We start from the raw sequence: 17,389 nt of genomic DNA on the forward strand, positions 1-17,389 counted from the left end.
GAATGATTGAAGAAGAAATGTACAATCGAGCCATCACATTTATTGAACAGCGCTATCCTAAAGGGTGGGGTGGAGCGGCTGTGATTCATACTGGTGATGAACGTTATCTCATTAGTGTCGCACCAGTCACGTTTAACGCTAGTACGGAGTTATGTATTGAAGTTGGTGCCATTTGTGAAGCACATAAATTCAATATTGATGTCACACATTGTTTATGTGTCGTCCGTGATAATGAGAATAGCCCCTTTAAAGTTCTTTCACCATGTGGTATTTGTCAAGAGCGTTTGCGCTATTGGGGACCGGAAGTGAGAGTCGGAGTAACGACAAAAGAAAAGCTACTTAAGTTTGTTCCTTTAGGTGAACTTCAACCTTTTCATTGGACAAATGCTTATCCAGCTGAAGAAATCGAGAGCTTTACTAGCAATGTAGAAAAGTTGCGTTGATTAAGGATTAATGTATAGATATAATCAAATAAAGACATTTGTGCAAGTAGTAATAAAACCACACCCTTCATAAAATCATTTTAAAAATTGATTTTGTGCTAGGTGTGGTTTATTATGGAAAATTATAGTGTCAAGCCACCATCAACCATCACTGTTGTCCCAGTCATGTAGCTTGATGCATCAGATGCTAAGAAGCTCACCACGTTCGCGATTTCTTGAGGTTCAGAATATCTACCCATGCGCATCACACTGATTTCAGCAGGGACATAACCAGTTGTTTTCATTTGCTCTTCCACTCCTTTAGTCAGCGGAGTGGCTACGCCACCGGGACAGATGGCATTTACACGGATTCCTTTTGATACATATTCGAGTGCAGCCCCTTTTGTTAAACCAACTACAGCATGTTTACTTGCAGAATAGGCTGCAGCACTATGCTCAGAGCGAACGCCTGCAGTAGAAGCGGTATTGATGATGTGTCCATGGCCTTGTTGTTCCATCACTTTTAAAACCGCTTTCATACCAAGGAATACTCCTTTAGTATTAATATTCATCACACGATCGAATTCGGATTCTTCGATATCAGTGAACATCGAGAATTTTTGTACAACTCCAGCATTATTGAAAAATACATCAATGGTGCCGAAAGTATCCACTGCTTTTTGGACATAATGATTAACATCATCCGCATTAGATACATCTGCTTTAATGAAAATGGCTTCCACGCCTTTTTCTTTTACTAGATCGAGTGTTTCATTGGCAATTGTTTCATTGAAGTCAACGATAACTAAGTTAAAACCGTCTTCTGCTAATTTAATCGCAGAAGCGCGTCCAATTCCTCCACCTGCACCTGTTATAACTGCTGTTTTCTTACTCATATAAACATCCCCTTTTGCGAATAAAATTGGTCGACAAGTTCAGTGTTAGACACCTTGTCTATTTAAATGATAAACTATTTGAGATGTTGTTAGGTACAAAGAAACCTTCTTTTCTAAGAAGATAGACATAAATAAAGTATGTGTTGAGGATGGTGGTTTCGTGATAAAAGACCCAAGGGTGTTGCAAACTTTTGATTTGTTGTGCAAAGGGTTTACAAATTTACTCCAATCAGATGCCCTCGAGCAAATCAATATTAAGAAGCTAACGGAAGCTTCGAAAATCAACCGCACGACCTTTTATTTACATTTTGCCGATTTACAAGCTTTTGTTACCTATTATGTTAATCGCCTTTTCCAACATTGGTCGGATATCGTAAATAGTGTTCCTTCTCTTCCAGAACATAAATCACTACAAGAGCCTTATCCAGGTTTAGTGCAATTATTAGAATATATTAAAAGTGAACAAGAGCTTTATCATTGCTTATTAGTTGAGCATCGTTTGCCATTATTTACAGTAGCTTTAAGAGAATGGATGATTAAATTTACTAACCAAGGTTTTGGTACGGTCACACAAACTCCTACCTTAAGCGAATCGGAGAGAAAAGTAAGGGAAGTTCATATTCTAAGCGGTACGATTGGGTCCATTGTATGGTGGCTAGAAGAGGGATTTCCGATATCATCGCAAAAACTTGCAGAAGAATTGACCTTAATAGCGGCGAAGGGACCTTTTTATTTAAAATAGAAAAAAGTACTTGAAAATTCAGAATTAGAGATTATAATAGTAACTAATCAAACTTAATGCCTATTCATTAGCTATTAGAGAATAACCTTCTTTAATAATAACTAATGAACGAATGGCTATCTTAAACTATAACTGTCAAATGTATGGTGACAGTTGTATTTGAGATAGCCTATTTATATTGGTATGGGTAAACGAGAGTAGTTAGTTTTGTGACAATAATCATGTAAGCGCTTTGAAAAGTTAATATGTAATCAATATATTAAATGAAAGCTTCAGAGTGGAAATACTCCATCATGAAGCATGTACGCATATCTCCAATTACTAGTTTTGAAAAGAGCATAGGAGATAAATGGAATCGTTAGAGATGCATGAATGATGTAACCAGATATGGATTTAATTTTAGGAACAATGATTTTAAAAAAGAACTTCTGTAAAGCAGCCTGTTTATTAACGATTAAAAATTCCCTTTTTTAATCTCCATTAGTAAACGCCCGTCCTTTGAAATATAGATGGTGTACTGCTATCCATTTATTTAGAAGGTTTTTTATGGATTGTCAAAGGGAGAGAACAGAATGAAGATTCGTTCAGTTAACAGTTTTATTTTAGATATTCCAACAATTCGACCACATCAGTTGGCGATGCACACAATTACTAAACAAGCGATAGTATTGGTTTGTATTCAAAACGAAGAAGGTCAAGAAGGTTGGGCAGAAGTAGCTACGATCGGCGGTGCATCTTATGGAGAAGGTACACCGGAAGCGATTAAGGTCAATATTGATACTTACATTACACCGCATTTGATTGGTAAAAATGCAAATGATTACGCGAAAATAATGACCGATTTAAATAAAGTGGTTAGAGGGAATTATTTCGCTAAATCTGTAGTCGAGTCAGCGTTAATTGATTTAGCTGCAAAAGAAAAACAATTACCAGCATATGAATTACTTGGAGGGAAAATCCATTCTTCTCTCCCACTTGCGTGGACATTGGCAAGTGGCGATACAGCTAAAGACATCGCAGAGGCGGAACGATTTTTAGAGGAAAAACGTCATAGAATTTTTAAATTAAAGATAGGGAAGGGCGATCCATATAAAAATGTGAACCATGTATTGGAGATTATTCGCTCCGTAGGTGATCGAGCAAGAGTAACGGTAGATATTAATCAGGCATGGGATGAAACAACTGCTGATTATTGTATTGCAGCACTTCAAGAAGGTGGTGTTTCAATGGTAGAGCAGCCATTACCCACTTGGAACTTAGAGGGAATGGCTAGATTAACAGAGAAATATGCTGTTCCAATTATGGCTGATGAAGCAGCTAATTCTATCCATGATGTTTTTCAGATTACTAAACTGCGTGCGGGGAATAGCATTGCCCTTAAACCGTGTAAGCATGGTGGATTATTAGAAACGAAGAAGGTAGCAGCTATTGCTGAAGGTGCTGGATTTGGCCTTTATGGTGGGACAATGATTGAATCAACATTAGGAACAGCTGTCTGTGCTTCGGTTTACTCTACAATAGGTGAATTTACATTTGGTACTGAATTGTTTGGTCCTTTATTATTTAAGGATCGTATAACAGTAGACAATTTGCGCTTCGAAAATTTTGAGTTAATTATTCCAGACGGTCCTGGATTTGGAATGGAAATAGATAAGGATAAAGTTGAATTTTACCAAAGATAAAAAAGTGGTTAGGGCAGAATATTCTGATAGAATATAATTAACTGTATGGTTAAAGGAGTGTTATAAATGGCGATGTCAACAGCTTTCTTAACTGCGTATGCGAAGGCTCCCCAAAATACGCCTATGTATGAAAATAATAAACAGATTGGAATCATGCTAGAGATAAATAAACAAAGTCATACAATCGTTAATGTCGATTCTACTTTTATGACAGGACTTGCCAAAGATTATTTGAAGAGAATGATTATTGGGACAGATTTTAGTATAGATATATCAGACTTGATTTTAGATATAGAGATGAACTGTATTATTCCTTCACAACAAGCTTTAATTGTAGCCTTAAAAGTCGCGCACCAGAAGTATCGTGATACGTTTCTAAAAAAACCTATTGAATAATTGCCCGTTTATTTACGATTTCAAGACTCTACTTGAAATAAAACTAGATAAACTATTCGGCCTTTTAAAAAGAGCACTTATTAACTGTGTTGCTTTTTGGAGGGCCATTTTTTTTACCCATAATGAAAGCGTTTTTTAAAAGGAGTTAGATAAAATGAGTAATCTATTTAAACAAGTGAATCAAACGCTTTGGCAATCGCATAAGCGTTCGAAGGATTTATTAACATTTGCTAGTTTACGTGAAGTGAAAGAGACAAGTGTGACATCAACCTCATCAATCGCTAAAGAGGAAAAGAATAATCGTAAAAACAATCCAGGTTCGTATAAAACTAGTCAGGTTATCGGATTACTATTAGGTCCTGTTCTATTCTTCATGATCTGGTTGATACTTCCATTAAATGGATTGAGTGATGAAGGAAAAGCAGTCCTGGCTATTACAGCCTGGGTGTCAACGTGGTGGATTTTGGAGGTCATGCCTTTAGGATTAACCTCCTTGTTACCGATTGTATTATTACCTTTATTAGGAGCAATATCTGGTAGTGAAGCAGCAAGTAGTTATGGCGATCCTAATATTTTCCTCTTTCTTGGCGGGTTTGCGATTGCGCTTGCGATTGAGAAATGGAATCTTCATGAAAGGATCGCGTTGTCAATCATTAGTCTTGTAGGAACAAGTACGTCAGGTTTAGTATATGGATTTATGTTCGCAACAGGTTTTCTTTCTATGTGGATTTCTAATGTGGCGACTGTAATGATGATGTTACCGATAGGAACAGCGATTGCTTTCAAAGTAGGAGAATTAATGAAAAAAGAGGGACAGTATACTTTTGCAGAAGAAAAGAAGTTCACTCAATCTATCATTTTCTCTATTGGCTTTGGTGGAATTATCGGAGGAAGCGCGACACTGATTGGAACGCCACCGAATCTGATATTGGCAGGATTAGTAACTGAAATGTTCGGTATAGAAATATCATTTGCTAAATGGTTTTTGTTTGCTTTTCCAATGATCCTCATTCTAGGTATTGCAACAGCTTTTTATTTAACTAAAATCGCCTACCCCATGAATGTTAAAAGCCTGCAATCAGGAAAACAATTCGTAATAGATGAGAAGGAAAATCTCGGAAAAATGAGTTTTGAGGAAAAGGCAGTAGGGTTAGTATTCACGTTAACGGCTTTTATGTGGTTAACAAGATCTTTCCTCTGGACGGATATCATTCCGGGCATAAGTGACACAATGATTGCGATTACCGGTGCCTTATTACTTTATTTAATCCCAGCATCTAAAAAGCACGGAGGAAGATTACTCGGTCAGGATTCTCTTAAGAAAATGCCTTGGGATGTCTTGCTTTTGGTCGGAGGAGGTTTAGCCATTGCGGCTGGATTCAGTCAAACGGATCTATCATCATGGGTTGGTAGTCAGCTATTATTGTTAGAAGGAACGCCATATATTGTCATTCTGGCTATATCGACCTTATTAGCAATTGGTATTACTCAGATTGCACCTAATACTGCTGTGACAACTATATTTGTACCTATTGCGGCTACGCTTGCGTTAGCAATTGATGCACATCCGTTACCATTAATGACAGCTGTTGCTTTAGGTGCTGGTTTTGCTTTTATGCTACCGATTGGTACACCATCTCAAGCAATTATATTTGGTACAGGGAAAGTAACGATTGTTGATATGTTAAGAAGAGGAACACTAGTTACCATTTTAGCCACTGTACTGATTATTTTATTTGTATACTTCCTATATCCAATGGTATTTGATCTGAACTTGTTCGAATATCCATCAGCTTTGAAATAAAATAAAACAAAGCCTTGCTCCTTATATAGGAGAAGGCTTTTGTTATACTTATATCCCTTTTTTATAGAGCACAAAAGAATAAACAGTTGGTATGATGACAATAATCACAACTAAAATAATCATGATCAGAATCTGAGCAAAGTTGATAAATCCAGTGAGTATCATACCAAGCCCACCAATAATCCACAAATAACCGGCTAATCGATGGGTTTTATTCCAATTTTCCTCACTTGTAAGTGTCCAAGGTAGCTTGATTCCTACCGTGAAATTTTGCTTACTTTTAGGCATATAATTTCCACAAATGATGAAAATGAGTCCTACCAGAATAGGGGCAATAGATTCAATACGGATGTCATAGCCGAGTGCTTTGAATAAGGTGATGGGTACGATGATAAGCGTCATAATTGGAATTAACCATATAATTAATTGTTTGAGTGCTTTAGCGGTATTTTCTTTCTTTGGGTCATTATTTATCATAAAAATAGTAAATAAGTGAATGGCGGCCATTAATAGGGGCAATCCCCACACAGCAATGGCCTTAGAGGTGAAATTATCAGCTTCACCTGCTGTATTCCAGTGGATGGCGATTTGATCAGGTAAATCAGGATATACAATCAAGCCAGGAATAATAGGAAGTAAACAAAGTAACGTCGTAATCACAAGTGTCCTATTCATTTTTCTTGTCATTTTCTTTCCCTCCAAATTGTGTAAACCACAGCATAATTTCTTCAAATACAGAAATATTTAATTCGTAATAAATGAAGTTCTTATACTTGCTTTCAAGTATAAGATCTGCCTTTTTTAGCTGTGATAAGTGATAAGAAATGGTTGCTCCTGTCATTTCAAAATGCTTCCCAATCTCACCGGCAGATAGCTTTTTATCTTTCAGCAAGACAAGAATCTCTCTACGCACAGGGTCTGAAAGAGCCTTAAATGTATCTGGAAACCCCACGATAACACCTCTTTAATCTATTTAGAAATATCTCTAAATAGATTATATAACATGATATGTAAAAAATCACTATCTGTTTCGAAAAATTTCTAAATAGGTTTGCGAGGGGCTCTAGGTTTAGGAATATTCATCCCCCATTATGAATGTATAGATCGTTTTGGAATGAATCATAATCGTTATATAAGTGATTGTAAAAAGGGGGCCATGTATCATTCAAATTGAAAGGGAAGTGTATTAAGGAGAATGACCTGAATAAGAAGAAGTAATAGGCTAAAAAATGAGGTCAAACATTGCTTTAATCATATGAAATTGAAAGAAGCGAAAAAAAATAACACGAAAAAATGTTAATGTTAAACCAACATTTTTTCGTGTTACAGATAGTTGCAATGTTAATTAACTGCGATGCTTTGTATCATTGCGAAGTAAGCCATTAATACAAATAAAACAGAAGCTAAAAAGGAAAGTGCAACATGTTGTTTCATTTTAAAGAGGACTAAGCTTCCACCAAGGCAGCTAAGGGCAAGAATGCCGAATATGATGCCCACTTCAGTGAAAATAAATGAAACTGAAATTCCTTCAAGTGTTCCTTGATAGAACAGATTTAATATCGGTGCATAGCCACTATGAGCAATTAGATTGTCAATGTTCATTGGGGGAGACTGCTCATTAAAAATACCTGTAAGGATAAAGATAATGGTTATGATAAGAAATTCTGCACGAACCCATGGCTTCGGGTTGAATGAAGACTCTCTTTTTAGGCGGTGTTTCATCCAAAACCCATTGATCAAAGCGAATACAGTTAAAGGCATAACAAAAAGTAGTTTTAGCAATAGGCCTTGACCATATGAAACCAATAAGGCATCTTTATAATCTGTTTCAGCAGTCGTCACATTCGTTAGAAGAATACCACTTAAAACAATTAGTAAAAAGCAGATAATGGCTGTTAGATGGAACCATTTTAGAAAAGGCAACCAACTAGTTGTTTGCCGTGAAAACCAGGATACGACGAGTAATACCCCTGCCCAAGTAGAAACGGCAATTAGATGAAGGGCATGAATTCCAATCCCATAAACTCCTTGTATACTGCCAGCATGGCTTGACCAGGCTACACCGATGGTAAGAAGGAAGAGAAGAATCATTTCTCCAATAATGGAAATCTTTCTTTTATCCTCACCAAAAAGGGTAATGTAAAATGCCAGAACGATACAAATGATGAATGTGAAAAGCCAAGCATTCCCTACGCGGAAACTGAGTAATATATTTTCAAAGGCAGAACCCAGCCCATCAAGTTTGGTGAGATGGGTAACTAATTGTATTAAGGGAATGAAAGATAATACGGCAATCCCCATTGTCGCCACTAATTGTATTGAGATGGATACATTTACAGGTGGCTTAGAATTTGCAGGCACCCATCGTAAAATAAAGGTGCCTGCAAGGAGAGCAAAACATAAATAGAGAAGTGCCTCACTCAAAATGGTTATAAAAAACATCGTTTATTTTTTCCTTTTTAATAAGATGATCGCAATAATCGCAACAATGGCAACAAGGATGATACCAATCAATAACCCGTTTGAGTTTGATTCCGTTTCATCCGCTGTTTCGTTGGATGGTGTTGTCTCGTCTTCTTCTACAGTTGGCTCCTCATTTTCTGTAGTTGGAGCAATTTCTGCTGTATCTTCTTCTACCTCTTCTTCAGGAACATTGACTTCAAAGCCGTAAGATTCTTGCATAATATGACCATCTACTCCGATGATTTCCCAGCTTACCGTATAATTACCGTTAGCGATTGGTTCAGAGAAAGTAGCGATTAACTCATCTTCCTTAACAGTGATGTCACTCGCCTCGACTACTTCGCCTTCACTATTTTCAATTTGCAAAGAAGCGTTATCTTCTATAACAGTGTCAAAATATAATTGAATCGTATCAATTGATTCCGTAACAGTCGCACCATCTTCAGGGTTTGAACCATTTAAATGAGTATGTGCAAAAGCGGTATTTGTGCTAATTAATAAACATGTCACTACGAACAGTAGCATAGATAATTTTTTCATATCATGACCTCCAAAACTTTTTTTCGTAATTAGCGTACTAAATTGGGAAAGGAGATACAACCTTTTACCTGTGTACGATTGGTGTCGTTTTTGTGAATTTCTAAAATACTGCTATGACAAAACAATCTCTTAAGTAGCGATAGGCGGCCCCTTTACTTAACAATTAAACACAATCAATTAAAAATGAGAACACCAATGTAGAAAAAATGTTAGATTCATGACATTAATGTGTAGAAAATATGGAATTTGTATGTAAATATCCTGTAACTAATTACCTTAGGTTGTACGTCGAATCCTTTTTATCTTTCCATAAATCCCTCATATATATTTCTTGCCAATTAAAATATTGTTCTTATCATTTTTTGTCGTTAAAATCTAAATGATGAAAATATTCACAAAAGGAGAAAGGTTAATGAATCGAGTAGATGTAGCTTATTCACTGATTGTCGATGAAAACGAAGAAAATATCTTGATGGTAAAGAATATTAAACATAATAATTGGTCCCCACCTGGTGGAGGGGTAGAGAAAGGAGAAACATTGTTAGAGGCAGCAATTAGAGAAACGAAGGAAGAAACAGGTTTGGATATTGAACTTGGTAATATTGTCTCAATTAATGAAGCTTTTATGGAACAGGAAAATTTTCATGCGATTTTCTTTACTTTTAAGGCGAAAGTCATTGGTGGAGAGATTGAAATAAATGATAGGGAGACGATAGAAGAGGTGAGATGGATGAGTATCGCAGAAGCGGAATCTTGGATGCCTTATCATCAAAAGGGTATTCGATATTTATTAAAACAATCTGCACTTTATTATTTTGAGGGAAATTAGTTTCGTATAAAACGGTCTCCATTAGCAAAAAATGTTAAAAAGGAGATGTTTTTCATGAGGAAATTCGCCATTTTTCTGCTTATATATTTACTCGCTTGCCATGTAAGTCTGGAGGAGGTACATGCTGAAGAGTATAAACAACATGATGCCAAAGATAAGGAACAAGTGGTAGACCAGTTTGTATTAGCTATATTGAATGATGAGGTAAGGAATGCAGTAAATGATTATTATAAAAAGGATACTGTAATCCAATTTGACTGGCAAGCAAAAGACTATAACGTTGTTGAAATGAAGCAATGGAAGAAAGGTAATGAACTAGGACATTCTTTTCTGATTAGTTTAACGGTATTGCCATATGATAATAATAAGTCTAGTCAATTGGGTATTGATACAATTACTTTTGGCATTTCGCCTCAATCCTTAAACACACAGAAAAACAATAAGAGTTTAGCATCTACGGAAGTTGAGTTATTAGATTATAAACATAGAGAGGCTGTGTATAAGGGGAGTTAGTTCAATGGAAGAGAGGAGATTGGGTTGAAAGAGATATCTAGAGTGGTCGGGTTCATAGCGGGATTAATAAGTATGATAATTTGGGGAATGTTTACTTTTTTTAACCCTTATTCTTCTGACTTTGTAGGAATAGGTACAGCCTTATTAACCTTCTTCTTGTTGGCACTCCCTGCTTTGTTCATTATTATATTTATAAGGGTCTCGAATCAGTTCATCATGCTCATTGCTGTTATTTGGTCATTGCCCTGTTCACTTTACTTTGCATTAACCCCAGGATTCTTCGCTATAGCTGGTTTAGCTTGGTTATTATATTTAATAAGTTTGATTTTGATGACTCTTCATAAGAAAAAATATAATTCAGTCAATTCAATTTGATAAATGAAGGAATATATGATAGATTAATAAAAAAATTGAGGTGAAGAATGATGCCTATAAAAGATAATTGCTCATTTTCACAATTGCATCATCATATAATCTAGCTTTGCTATTTCGATCTTGAAAATCGTAAATAGGAAGGCTATTTTTCATTCAACCGTATTTGATTAAGTTCACACTTATATCAAGTGCGGTTTTTTTATTATATAAAAAAGGAGAATGTAGAATGAAGAAAATGCAAGAACAAAACGTAAAAGGGACGCAAGATTATTTACCGGAAATTGCAAAGGTGAGAAGAGACATTACTCGAACATTGGAGGAGGTATTCGTTCAATACGGATGTGAACCGCTAGAGACACCGATACTGAATTATTCAAAATTAATGGCTTCCAAATATAGCGGTGGAGATGAGATCCTTAAGGAAATGTACAATTTATCCGACAGAGGACAAAGAGAGCTGGCTCTGAGGTATGACTTAACCATTCCATTTGCTAAAGTGATAGCGATGAACCCTCAATTGAGGATGCCTTTTAAACGTTACGAAATTGGGAAGGTTTTTCGGGACGGTCCTATTAAAACGGGCAGACTTAGAGAGTTTACCCAATGTGATGTAGATGTAACTGGCATTGAAAGTCAGATGGCAGAAGCCGAATTAATGCTTATGGCCCTTGATGCGTTTGAGAGAATTGGTCTTCAGGTGGAGATTCAATATAATAATAGGAAATACCTAAGCGGAATGTTGGCACTCTTTGGAGTCGATAAAGGCCAACTCAATCAAGTGATATTGGTCATTGATAAGCTGAATAAGATTGGTGCCGATGGCGTGATGAAAGAACTTAATCATCTCAATCTCTCAGGAAATACATTAAGTAGTATTCAAAGGTTTTTAGAAGATGAGGAAAACTCAACGTTATCTTCTTTTGAATCTTATGAATCCACTCAAGTACAAGAAGGGGTCAAAGAAATCGCTGAACTAGAAAGTTTTTTGCAGGCCTTAGCTATAGAGGGACAATGTAATTTTAATCCTTTTTTAGCGAGAGGGTTAGAAATTTACACCGGCACAATTTATGAAATCTTTCTTGTGGATAAAACAATTACATCAAGTATTGGTAGTGGAGGAAGATACGATCAAGCGATTGGAGGTCTTATTGGCACAAATGAAACCATGCCAACAGTGGGAATATCCTTTGGTTTAGATGTCATTTCTACAGCATTCATAGCGAGAAATGTTCAGGATTTAAGCCCCTCTCCAGTTGATTATTATGTGATACCACTTAGTAAAAATATCGAGGCATTAACAGTTGCCAATGACTTAAGGAAAAAAGGATACAATGTATTGCTAGAAATGAGTAAAATGAAGCTTCGCAGAGCACTTGAACGTGCAAATAAAGAAAACATAAAAAAAGTCATTATTATTGGCGAAAATGAAGTGAAGAACAATAAGTACAACGTGAAAGATATGGGAACGGGGGAGGAGATAGAGGTAGTTTTTCTTTTTAAATGAAAATAGAAAAGTTTGCTGCAAATAGTTAATGGAAGGAAGTGTAATTATTATTATGTATATTTATACATTTGGTGTGAGGAAGGATAATATTTGAAATTATGTAGTATAATAGAGCCCTTGATTGTTAATAAAAGGGCTCTATTAGCATAATGTGTACTATAGATAATCATAAAACAGTAGCCAATGATTGTGTGCCAATGATTATTATGATTCCGAAACCGCTTAGAAACAAATTTTTAATGGATTTAGTCATTATTTACACCTCCTATATATGATATTCTTCCTAATAAATGATAGAATAAAATATGTAATAATGCCTGCTTTTTGTCATATATGAAAATCGGAGGGCTTAATATGAATAAATTAGGACATGTTTTTAGAACGATACGTCTTGCCAAAAACCTCTCATTGAAAGATATAGCTCAAGGAAATATTAGCATTTCGTTCTTATCTAAGTTTGAAAGAGATGAATCAGACATTTCCCTATCAAATTTTTATTCATTATTAAACAAAATAAATGTGACAATAGAAGAGTTTAGTTTCATAGCCAACGACTATAAATTACTCGACCAAGAAGTTTTATTAGATGATATCAAATCAGCATATGAGAGCAACAATATTATTCTTTTAGAAAAGTATAAAAAGAAAGAAATGGATTTATATATCGAGACAAATAGTCCTACATATAAGTTTAGTTATATTATGATTAGCGCAATTATACATACACTAGACCCGTCGAAGGATGTCTCTCAAGTAGATAGGGATTATATAAGTGAATATTTATTATCTATTGATACGTGGGGATATTTTGAGATTGTCCTGTTTGGAAACTCTATGAATTTATTGACTATGGATTCAATGGTTATTCTATCTAAGGAAATATTAAAAAAGACTAAAATGTATATGAATTTGAGAGTCAACAGACAAGAGGTTATTAGAATTTTACTCAATGCTGTGATTTTTTGTGTTGAAGGAAAAAGATATGCAGATTCTTTATTTTTTATTAAGACACTGGAAGATTTATTAAAAGATACAGATTTATTTTTTGAGAAAACAAAACTCTTATTCATTAGAGGATTGTATGAAATTAAGACAAATAAAATAGAACTGGGAACTAAAAATTGTAAAAAGGCAATTCAAATAATGTATGATTTAGGATCTGTTGAGATAGCTGCAAATCATGAAGAATACTTAGATAACTGCTTGTCTAGATAGTATTTTCAAATATGACATTGAAATCTTAACATTTAATACTATATATTAAAATAAAATTAATACAATAATAATAACAAGTAAGGTTAATTTTGGTTATTTGTCGTAATTAATAGCTATTTGTTTTATTTATCAATAAAGCCTGAATTTGAAATTGTTATTTATATTTAGTTTTAAGAAACTCAATTCAAATATAGAAAGATGGACTCGTTATGTCACAGAGATTGAATGAAAAGGAATTAGATGCCGTTATTGATATTCTTAAGGATGTTGTAAATGTTCATAAAACATTGTTTGATGATTTACGACCAATGCAAGAGGAGAACCCTAATCATCAGATGTTTTTGTTGCAGAAGGAAAAAGTGGAGTTTTATCAGACAATTATCCAGAAGTTAAATCAGCAACATAGAAAAGTGAATTGATGTTCGGTAGCTAGTCAAATGAATCTATCTTCATTGTAGAACCACACAAATCTTGTGTGGTTCCCTTTTTTTCCTTTACCCATGCCGTTTTGAATGTAATCATGACTGTTTTGGTGATTAAATCTATTTCCTCTTTAATTATGTAAATGACAATACTTTTCAACTTTGTTGTCCACGTGCTTTTATCAAGATTTTTAAAAAGGGATAAGGTTCTAGCCAGTTGGTTTGTGGCAAGTTGTAGCCAAGCGTTTTCGCTAATGTATCCCTTGTTAAGAGTTTTTCCACTGTACTTATTTAGAACCGGTTATATCAATGATACCTACAATCAAGATAAGGACTCCTTTAAGTAAAGTATATTGAACAGGGAGCTGCTTTTAATAGGTTAATTGAGTTCATGCCTGAGCACTTTTAAGGGTTATAGGGTTGTCTTTGTCCAATCCTAGTAAAAATATGATGATACTTCTTAGTGTCCTTACTATTCGAACCGTCCGTTAAAGCTTGTCCTTCTTAATTAAGGTAATTTTATTTCATTTTACTTCTATCAGTTAAATGTCTAATATTAAGTTAATAGGAAAGGGATGAAGCAATGCATTCATTAGTTTTTCAAGAAAAATGGGCCTCAACCTTATCAGAAAAGGACCGTAAAGAGATTGAGGGGATCTATAGTCAATCTGTTCCTCATCTACAAAAGGGAATGATTGGTTTTACCTCTATTTGGCAAGCAAAAAATCATCGAGAGGACTTATTGATATCGGTACTGATTCAAAATACAACGAAAGAAGCTTTTGTTTTAGAGCATACTGTTGTGTCTTATTTAGCTGAGGATGGAACCCAACTTGCTCAACATATTTTTACAACGAATCAAATACATGTTGAGCCAAATACGTCAATGCCATGGACGTTTATATTTCCGGGTGCAGGGGATGTACTAGAAAGAGGCGCAGGAAGGTTAGTTTTAGTAGATTAAAAAGCCATCTCCAACTGATTGGAGATGGCTTGTTTCATTTTTATTTTCCAGGCTTAAAGTTCATTTTCATCGCTTTTGCCATGTTTACTGGTAGGTCTGTATTTTCCATTGTGCCAGTAAACAGTTCTGATCCTGGGCCATAAGTATAAACGGGGATATCAATTCCTGTATGGCCGGTACTTGTCCAACCGACAGATGCTCTCTCTGAAATGATTTGATTGATAGATGAAGCTGGATTATCAGCATTTTTGATTGCATTGACTTCAGCTTTCGTTAAATCAATCGCTGCATATTCTTTTAGCACTTTCTTAGCGTTTGTCCGTTTCTTATTAAGTTTGGATGCCATATAGTCACCTGTAGCCGTCACATCTCGTAGCATTTCCACATTGGCACTACCATTTCCGTAACCGCCAACAGACATTCCGCCTGTATCATGATCTCCAGCAACAACAACAAGCGTATTGCCATCTTTCTTAGCGAAATCCATTGCTTCAATGACAGCTTCTTCAAATGCTTCGCTGTCTTTCATTGCCCATGCTGCATCATTCGCATGCCCTGCCCAGTCAATTTGACTTCCTTCCACCATTAAGAAGAAGCCGTTTTTATTCTTTTTCAATGTATCGATAGCCGTTTCTGTCATGTCTGCTAGACTAGGCTGTTGTGTGTCTTCGCGATCAAGCTCCGGTGCCATTCCTTCTTCGGCAAATAAACCAAGCACTTTATTCGTTTTCTTCACACGATCCAATTCTCTTTTATTTGTAACTAATTGGTAGCCCTCGTCTTTCGCTTCATCAATTAATTCGTCAGTAAAGTATTTTTGTCCTCCACCTAAGATGACATCCACATCATTGTCGAGTAATTGAGGGGCAATATCTGCTTCATCTGCACGAGAAGCGACATGTGAAGCAAAAGCTGCTGGAGTCGCATGGGTAATCGTTGAAGTGGCAACTAGCCCAGATGATTTCCCTTTCCTTTCTGTTTCTTCCAAAATTGTTTTTAGTTCTTTACCAGTCGGGTCGGTGCTTATCATACCATTATTGGTCTTTACGCCAGTTGCCATCGCCGTTCCGGCAGCTGCTGAATCTGTAATATTGGAGTTCGCTGAGTATGTACGTTGCATCGCGATGTTCATCGAGTCAAGAACGGTATCCTCACCTTTATACCAACGATAGTTTGTTGCATAGGCCGCGGAAAAACCGTCAGGAATAAGGAAAATGACATTTTGTGCTTTATCTTTCCCCTTTGGCTTTCCTTTCGCTTCTACTTCTTGCTCAGGTAGTACGGTAGAGATGCCCCCGACAGCAATGGTAGATACAAGTGCGAGTGACAATAGTTTCTTTTTCCAAGTCTTTTTCAACATGTTTCTTCCCCCCTAAAATGGTTTGTACAAGATAACTATAAGGTCGAATTTTTAACGGTTGATAAAGAGAGGGTGAAAAAAGAGTAAAGAAGAAAAAATGGGTAATTAGTGGCGGAAAGGAGTGATTTGGAAGGGTTTTTACGATTGAAAGGAAAGAATGCTTGCTGAATTTGTTGTGGCAATCGCACTTTTGTTCTAATTTATGTAAAAGTTGCGTGAAGGGGGTGTAAAGGACTTTTACACACATGAATAATTATCGCGATTAGTAGATGGGGGACCACTACAAATCGCGATTGTCTGTCAGGTCATATTTCTAAGCTGTTGTTCCATTATAGAAACAAATTCATCTTCTTTCCAAATGGTGAATGTTTCTTTTATATCATACTGTGTTAATAATGCGTTAACGATTTGATAGCCAAGGTAATAGCCTAAGCGGGTCTGCTTGAAGTTTTTCCCTCCATTAATAGAGAACCATTCTTTATAAATTGTATGACTATCGTTAATGGTCTTCATATCATAAAGAAACTGTTTCGCGATTAAACTTTCATTTTTTTGAGTGAAGTCAAGCCACTTTCTGTCTTCTTCAAAGGCGAAATGTTCGTCTAATCGTGCTTCTACTAATAGCGTGGAAAGGGTCGTTGCGATGCCTTCTTGTAAGAGCCATGTATAGGGATGAGTCCAATTGACAAGATGCCAGTCTTGCGAATAGATGTCATTATATAAATAATGCATGACATGTCCAAACTCATGGGCAATAATAATTTTAATATAGGTTTCGTTATAGGGGAGTTTTTCTAGACAAAAGGCTACATCAGGTTGATATTGCTGATACACAAAGGCATTGCTCCCATATAAGCCGACGAGCAAGCGGACTGTTTTAGTATATTTCACATTAAACATCGCTTCATATCGTTGAAGTATATTTGGTATGTGTTCAAGAAATAAGTCTCTCATCGGTAAAAGTTCTGGTAGCTTAGGTGGGTGTTTCTTCAATGCTGCTCGTTTTTTTGTTTCAATATGTAAACAATGATGGGCGAAATAAACTTCATAGTCTGCTTGAAATTGATGATAGTACTGTTCTAAGTATTCGGATGTTGGTTGATAATGGCTCACAAAATCTCCAACTGTATCAACGATTCTCAAATGATGCTGCCTCCTTATTAGTTTTAATGCTAATAAAGTGTTCGCTTCTCAACTGTTAGAATCCTTCCATTTTCATTAAGTGAAAAGGAAATCTAAGAGCAAAGGCGAATATTTTAGCA

Annotated in this window: 19 protein-coding genes; 12 read left to right on the forward strand and 7 right to left on the reverse strand. The window is 35.8% G+C overall.

From position 1 onward, the window contains the following. The first annotated feature begins 2 nt into the window (after positions 1-2). Positions 3-443: a cytidine deaminase gene (locus MKX67_RS04825; RefSeq protein ID WP_095370405.1), complete on the forward strand. Its 441-nt coding sequence runs from the start codon at positions 3-5 to the stop codon at positions 441-443. A gap of 122 nt (positions 444-565) precedes the next feature. Here MKX67_RS04825 and MKX67_RS04830 read toward each other — a convergent pair whose 3' ends face one another. Further along, complete coding sequence (locus MKX67_RS04830; protein ID WP_095370404.1) at positions 566-1,318, reverse strand: SDR family NAD(P)-dependent oxidoreductase; 753 nt, start codon at positions 1,316-1,318, stop codon at positions 566-568. Positions 1,319-1,478: 160 nt separating this feature from the next. Between MKX67_RS04830 and MKX67_RS04835 the strand changes: the two genes are divergently transcribed. The 4 genes from MKX67_RS04835 to MKX67_RS04850 all read left to right on the forward strand — a co-directional run bounded on the left by MKX67_RS04835 (position 1,479) and on the right by MKX67_RS04850 (position 5,942). Next, on the forward strand, positions 1,479-2,060 hold the full coding sequence (locus tag MKX67_RS04835; protein WP_095370403.1) for a TetR-like C-terminal domain-containing protein: 582 nt from the start codon (positions 1,479-1,481) through the stop codon (positions 2,058-2,060). Between the two features lie 572 nt (positions 2,061-2,632). Further along, positions 2,633-3,742 (forward strand): muconate cycloisomerase family protein, encoded by a 1,110-nt coding sequence (locus MKX67_RS04840; protein ID WP_095370402.1) that lies wholly within the window; start codon positions 2,633-2,635, stop codon positions 3,740-3,742. Positions 3,743-3,808: 66 nt separating this feature from the next. Beyond that, positions 3,809-4,138 carry a DUF3870 domain-containing protein gene (locus tag MKX67_RS04845; RefSeq protein WP_095370401.1) on the forward strand — a complete coding sequence of 110 codons (330 nt, stop codon included), beginning with the start codon at positions 3,809-3,811 and terminating at the stop codon, positions 4,136-4,138. 154 nt (positions 4,139-4,292) lie between these two features. Beyond that, positions 4,293-5,942: an SLC13 family permease gene (locus MKX67_RS04850; RefSeq protein ID WP_322909933.1), complete on the forward strand. Its 1,650-nt coding sequence runs from the start codon at positions 4,293-4,295 to the stop codon at positions 5,940-5,942. Between the two features lie 48 nt (positions 5,943-5,990). Here MKX67_RS04850 and MKX67_RS04855 read toward each other — a convergent pair whose 3' ends face one another. From MKX67_RS04855 to MKX67_RS04870, 4 genes are all read right to left on the reverse strand, one after another. After that, positions 5,991-6,629 (reverse strand): SdpI family protein, encoded by a 639-nt coding sequence (locus tag MKX67_RS04855; protein ID WP_095370399.1) that lies wholly within the window; start codon positions 6,627-6,629, stop codon positions 5,991-5,993. Beyond that, positions 6,610-6,894, reverse strand: a complete 285-nt coding sequence (locus tag MKX67_RS04860; protein WP_095370398.1) for an autorepressor SdpR family transcription factor — start codon at positions 6,892-6,894, stop codon at positions 6,610-6,612. Before MKX67_RS04860 ends, MKX67_RS04855 begins: the two co-directional genes overlap by 20 nt. A 389-nt stretch (positions 6,895-7,283) precedes the next feature. Beyond that, positions 7,284-8,384, reverse strand: a complete 1,101-nt coding sequence (locus MKX67_RS04865) for a CopD family protein (RefSeq protein ID WP_095370397.1) — start codon at positions 8,382-8,384, stop codon at positions 7,284-7,286. Between the two features lie 3 nt (positions 8,385-8,387). Next, on the reverse strand, positions 8,388-8,945 hold the full coding sequence (locus MKX67_RS04870; protein WP_095370396.1) for a copper resistance protein CopC: 558 nt from the start codon (positions 8,943-8,945) through the stop codon (positions 8,388-8,390). A 412-nt stretch (positions 8,946-9,357) separates the two neighbouring features. Here MKX67_RS04870 and MKX67_RS04875 point away from each other — a divergent pair, with 412 nt between their 5' ends. The 7 genes from MKX67_RS04875 to MKX67_RS04905 all read left to right on the forward strand — a co-directional run bounded on the left by MKX67_RS04875 (position 9,358) and on the right by MKX67_RS04905 (position 14,767). Beyond that, complete coding sequence (locus tag MKX67_RS04875; protein WP_095370395.1) at positions 9,358-9,774, forward strand: NUDIX hydrolase; 417 nt, start codon at positions 9,358-9,360, stop codon at positions 9,772-9,774. 54 nt (positions 9,775-9,828) lie between these two features. Then, positions 9,829-10,287 carry a DUF3888 domain-containing protein gene (locus MKX67_RS04880; protein ID WP_157733777.1) on the forward strand — a complete coding sequence of 153 codons (459 nt, stop codon included), beginning with the start codon at positions 9,829-9,831 and terminating at the stop codon, positions 10,285-10,287. A 24-nt stretch (positions 10,288-10,311) separates the two neighbouring features. Next, on the forward strand, positions 10,312-10,662 hold the full coding sequence (locus MKX67_RS04885; RefSeq protein WP_095370393.1) for a hypothetical protein: 351 nt from the start codon (positions 10,312-10,314) through the stop codon (positions 10,660-10,662). A gap of 226 nt (positions 10,663-10,888) precedes the next feature. After that, entirely contained in the window at positions 10,889-12,166 is a 1,278-nt protein-coding gene (locus MKX67_RS04890; protein ID WP_095370392.1) for a histidine--tRNA ligase, read from the forward strand. Positions 12,167-12,520: 354 nt separating this feature from the next. Continuing rightward, entirely contained in the window at positions 12,521-13,381 is an 861-nt protein-coding gene (locus MKX67_RS04895; RefSeq protein WP_180317001.1) for an Rgg/GadR/MutR family transcriptional regulator, read from the forward strand. A gap of 209 nt (positions 13,382-13,590) precedes the next feature. After that, positions 13,591-13,800, forward strand: a complete 210-nt coding sequence (locus tag MKX67_RS04900) for a hypothetical protein (RefSeq protein ID WP_095370390.1) — start codon at positions 13,591-13,593, stop codon at positions 13,798-13,800. A 586-nt stretch (positions 13,801-14,386) separates the two neighbouring features. Continuing rightward, positions 14,387-14,767: an SLAP domain-containing protein gene (locus MKX67_RS04905; RefSeq protein ID WP_095370388.1), complete on the forward strand. Its 381-nt coding sequence runs from the start codon at positions 14,387-14,389 to the stop codon at positions 14,765-14,767. A 40-nt stretch (positions 14,768-14,807) separates the two neighbouring features. On the opposite strand, the gene MKX67_RS04910 is transcribed toward MKX67_RS04905, so the two are convergent. After that, on the reverse strand, positions 14,808-16,127 hold the full coding sequence (locus tag MKX67_RS04910) for an alkaline phosphatase (RefSeq protein ID WP_095370387.1): 1,320 nt from the start codon (positions 16,125-16,127) through the stop codon (positions 14,808-14,810). Between the two features lie 300 nt (positions 16,128-16,427). Continuing rightward, a complete protein-coding gene (locus tag MKX67_RS04915; protein ID WP_095370386.1) occupies positions 16,428-17,270 on the reverse strand; it encodes a hypothetical protein in 843 nt (280 codons plus the stop codon). Positions 17,271-17,389 lie beyond the last annotated feature (119 nt).

The sequence above is a fragment of the Cytobacillus sp. FSL W7-1323 genome (assembly GCF_038595015.1).
Classification (GTDB): domain Bacteria; phylum Bacillota; class Bacilli; order Bacillales; family Cytobacillaceae; genus Cytobacillus; species Cytobacillus kochii.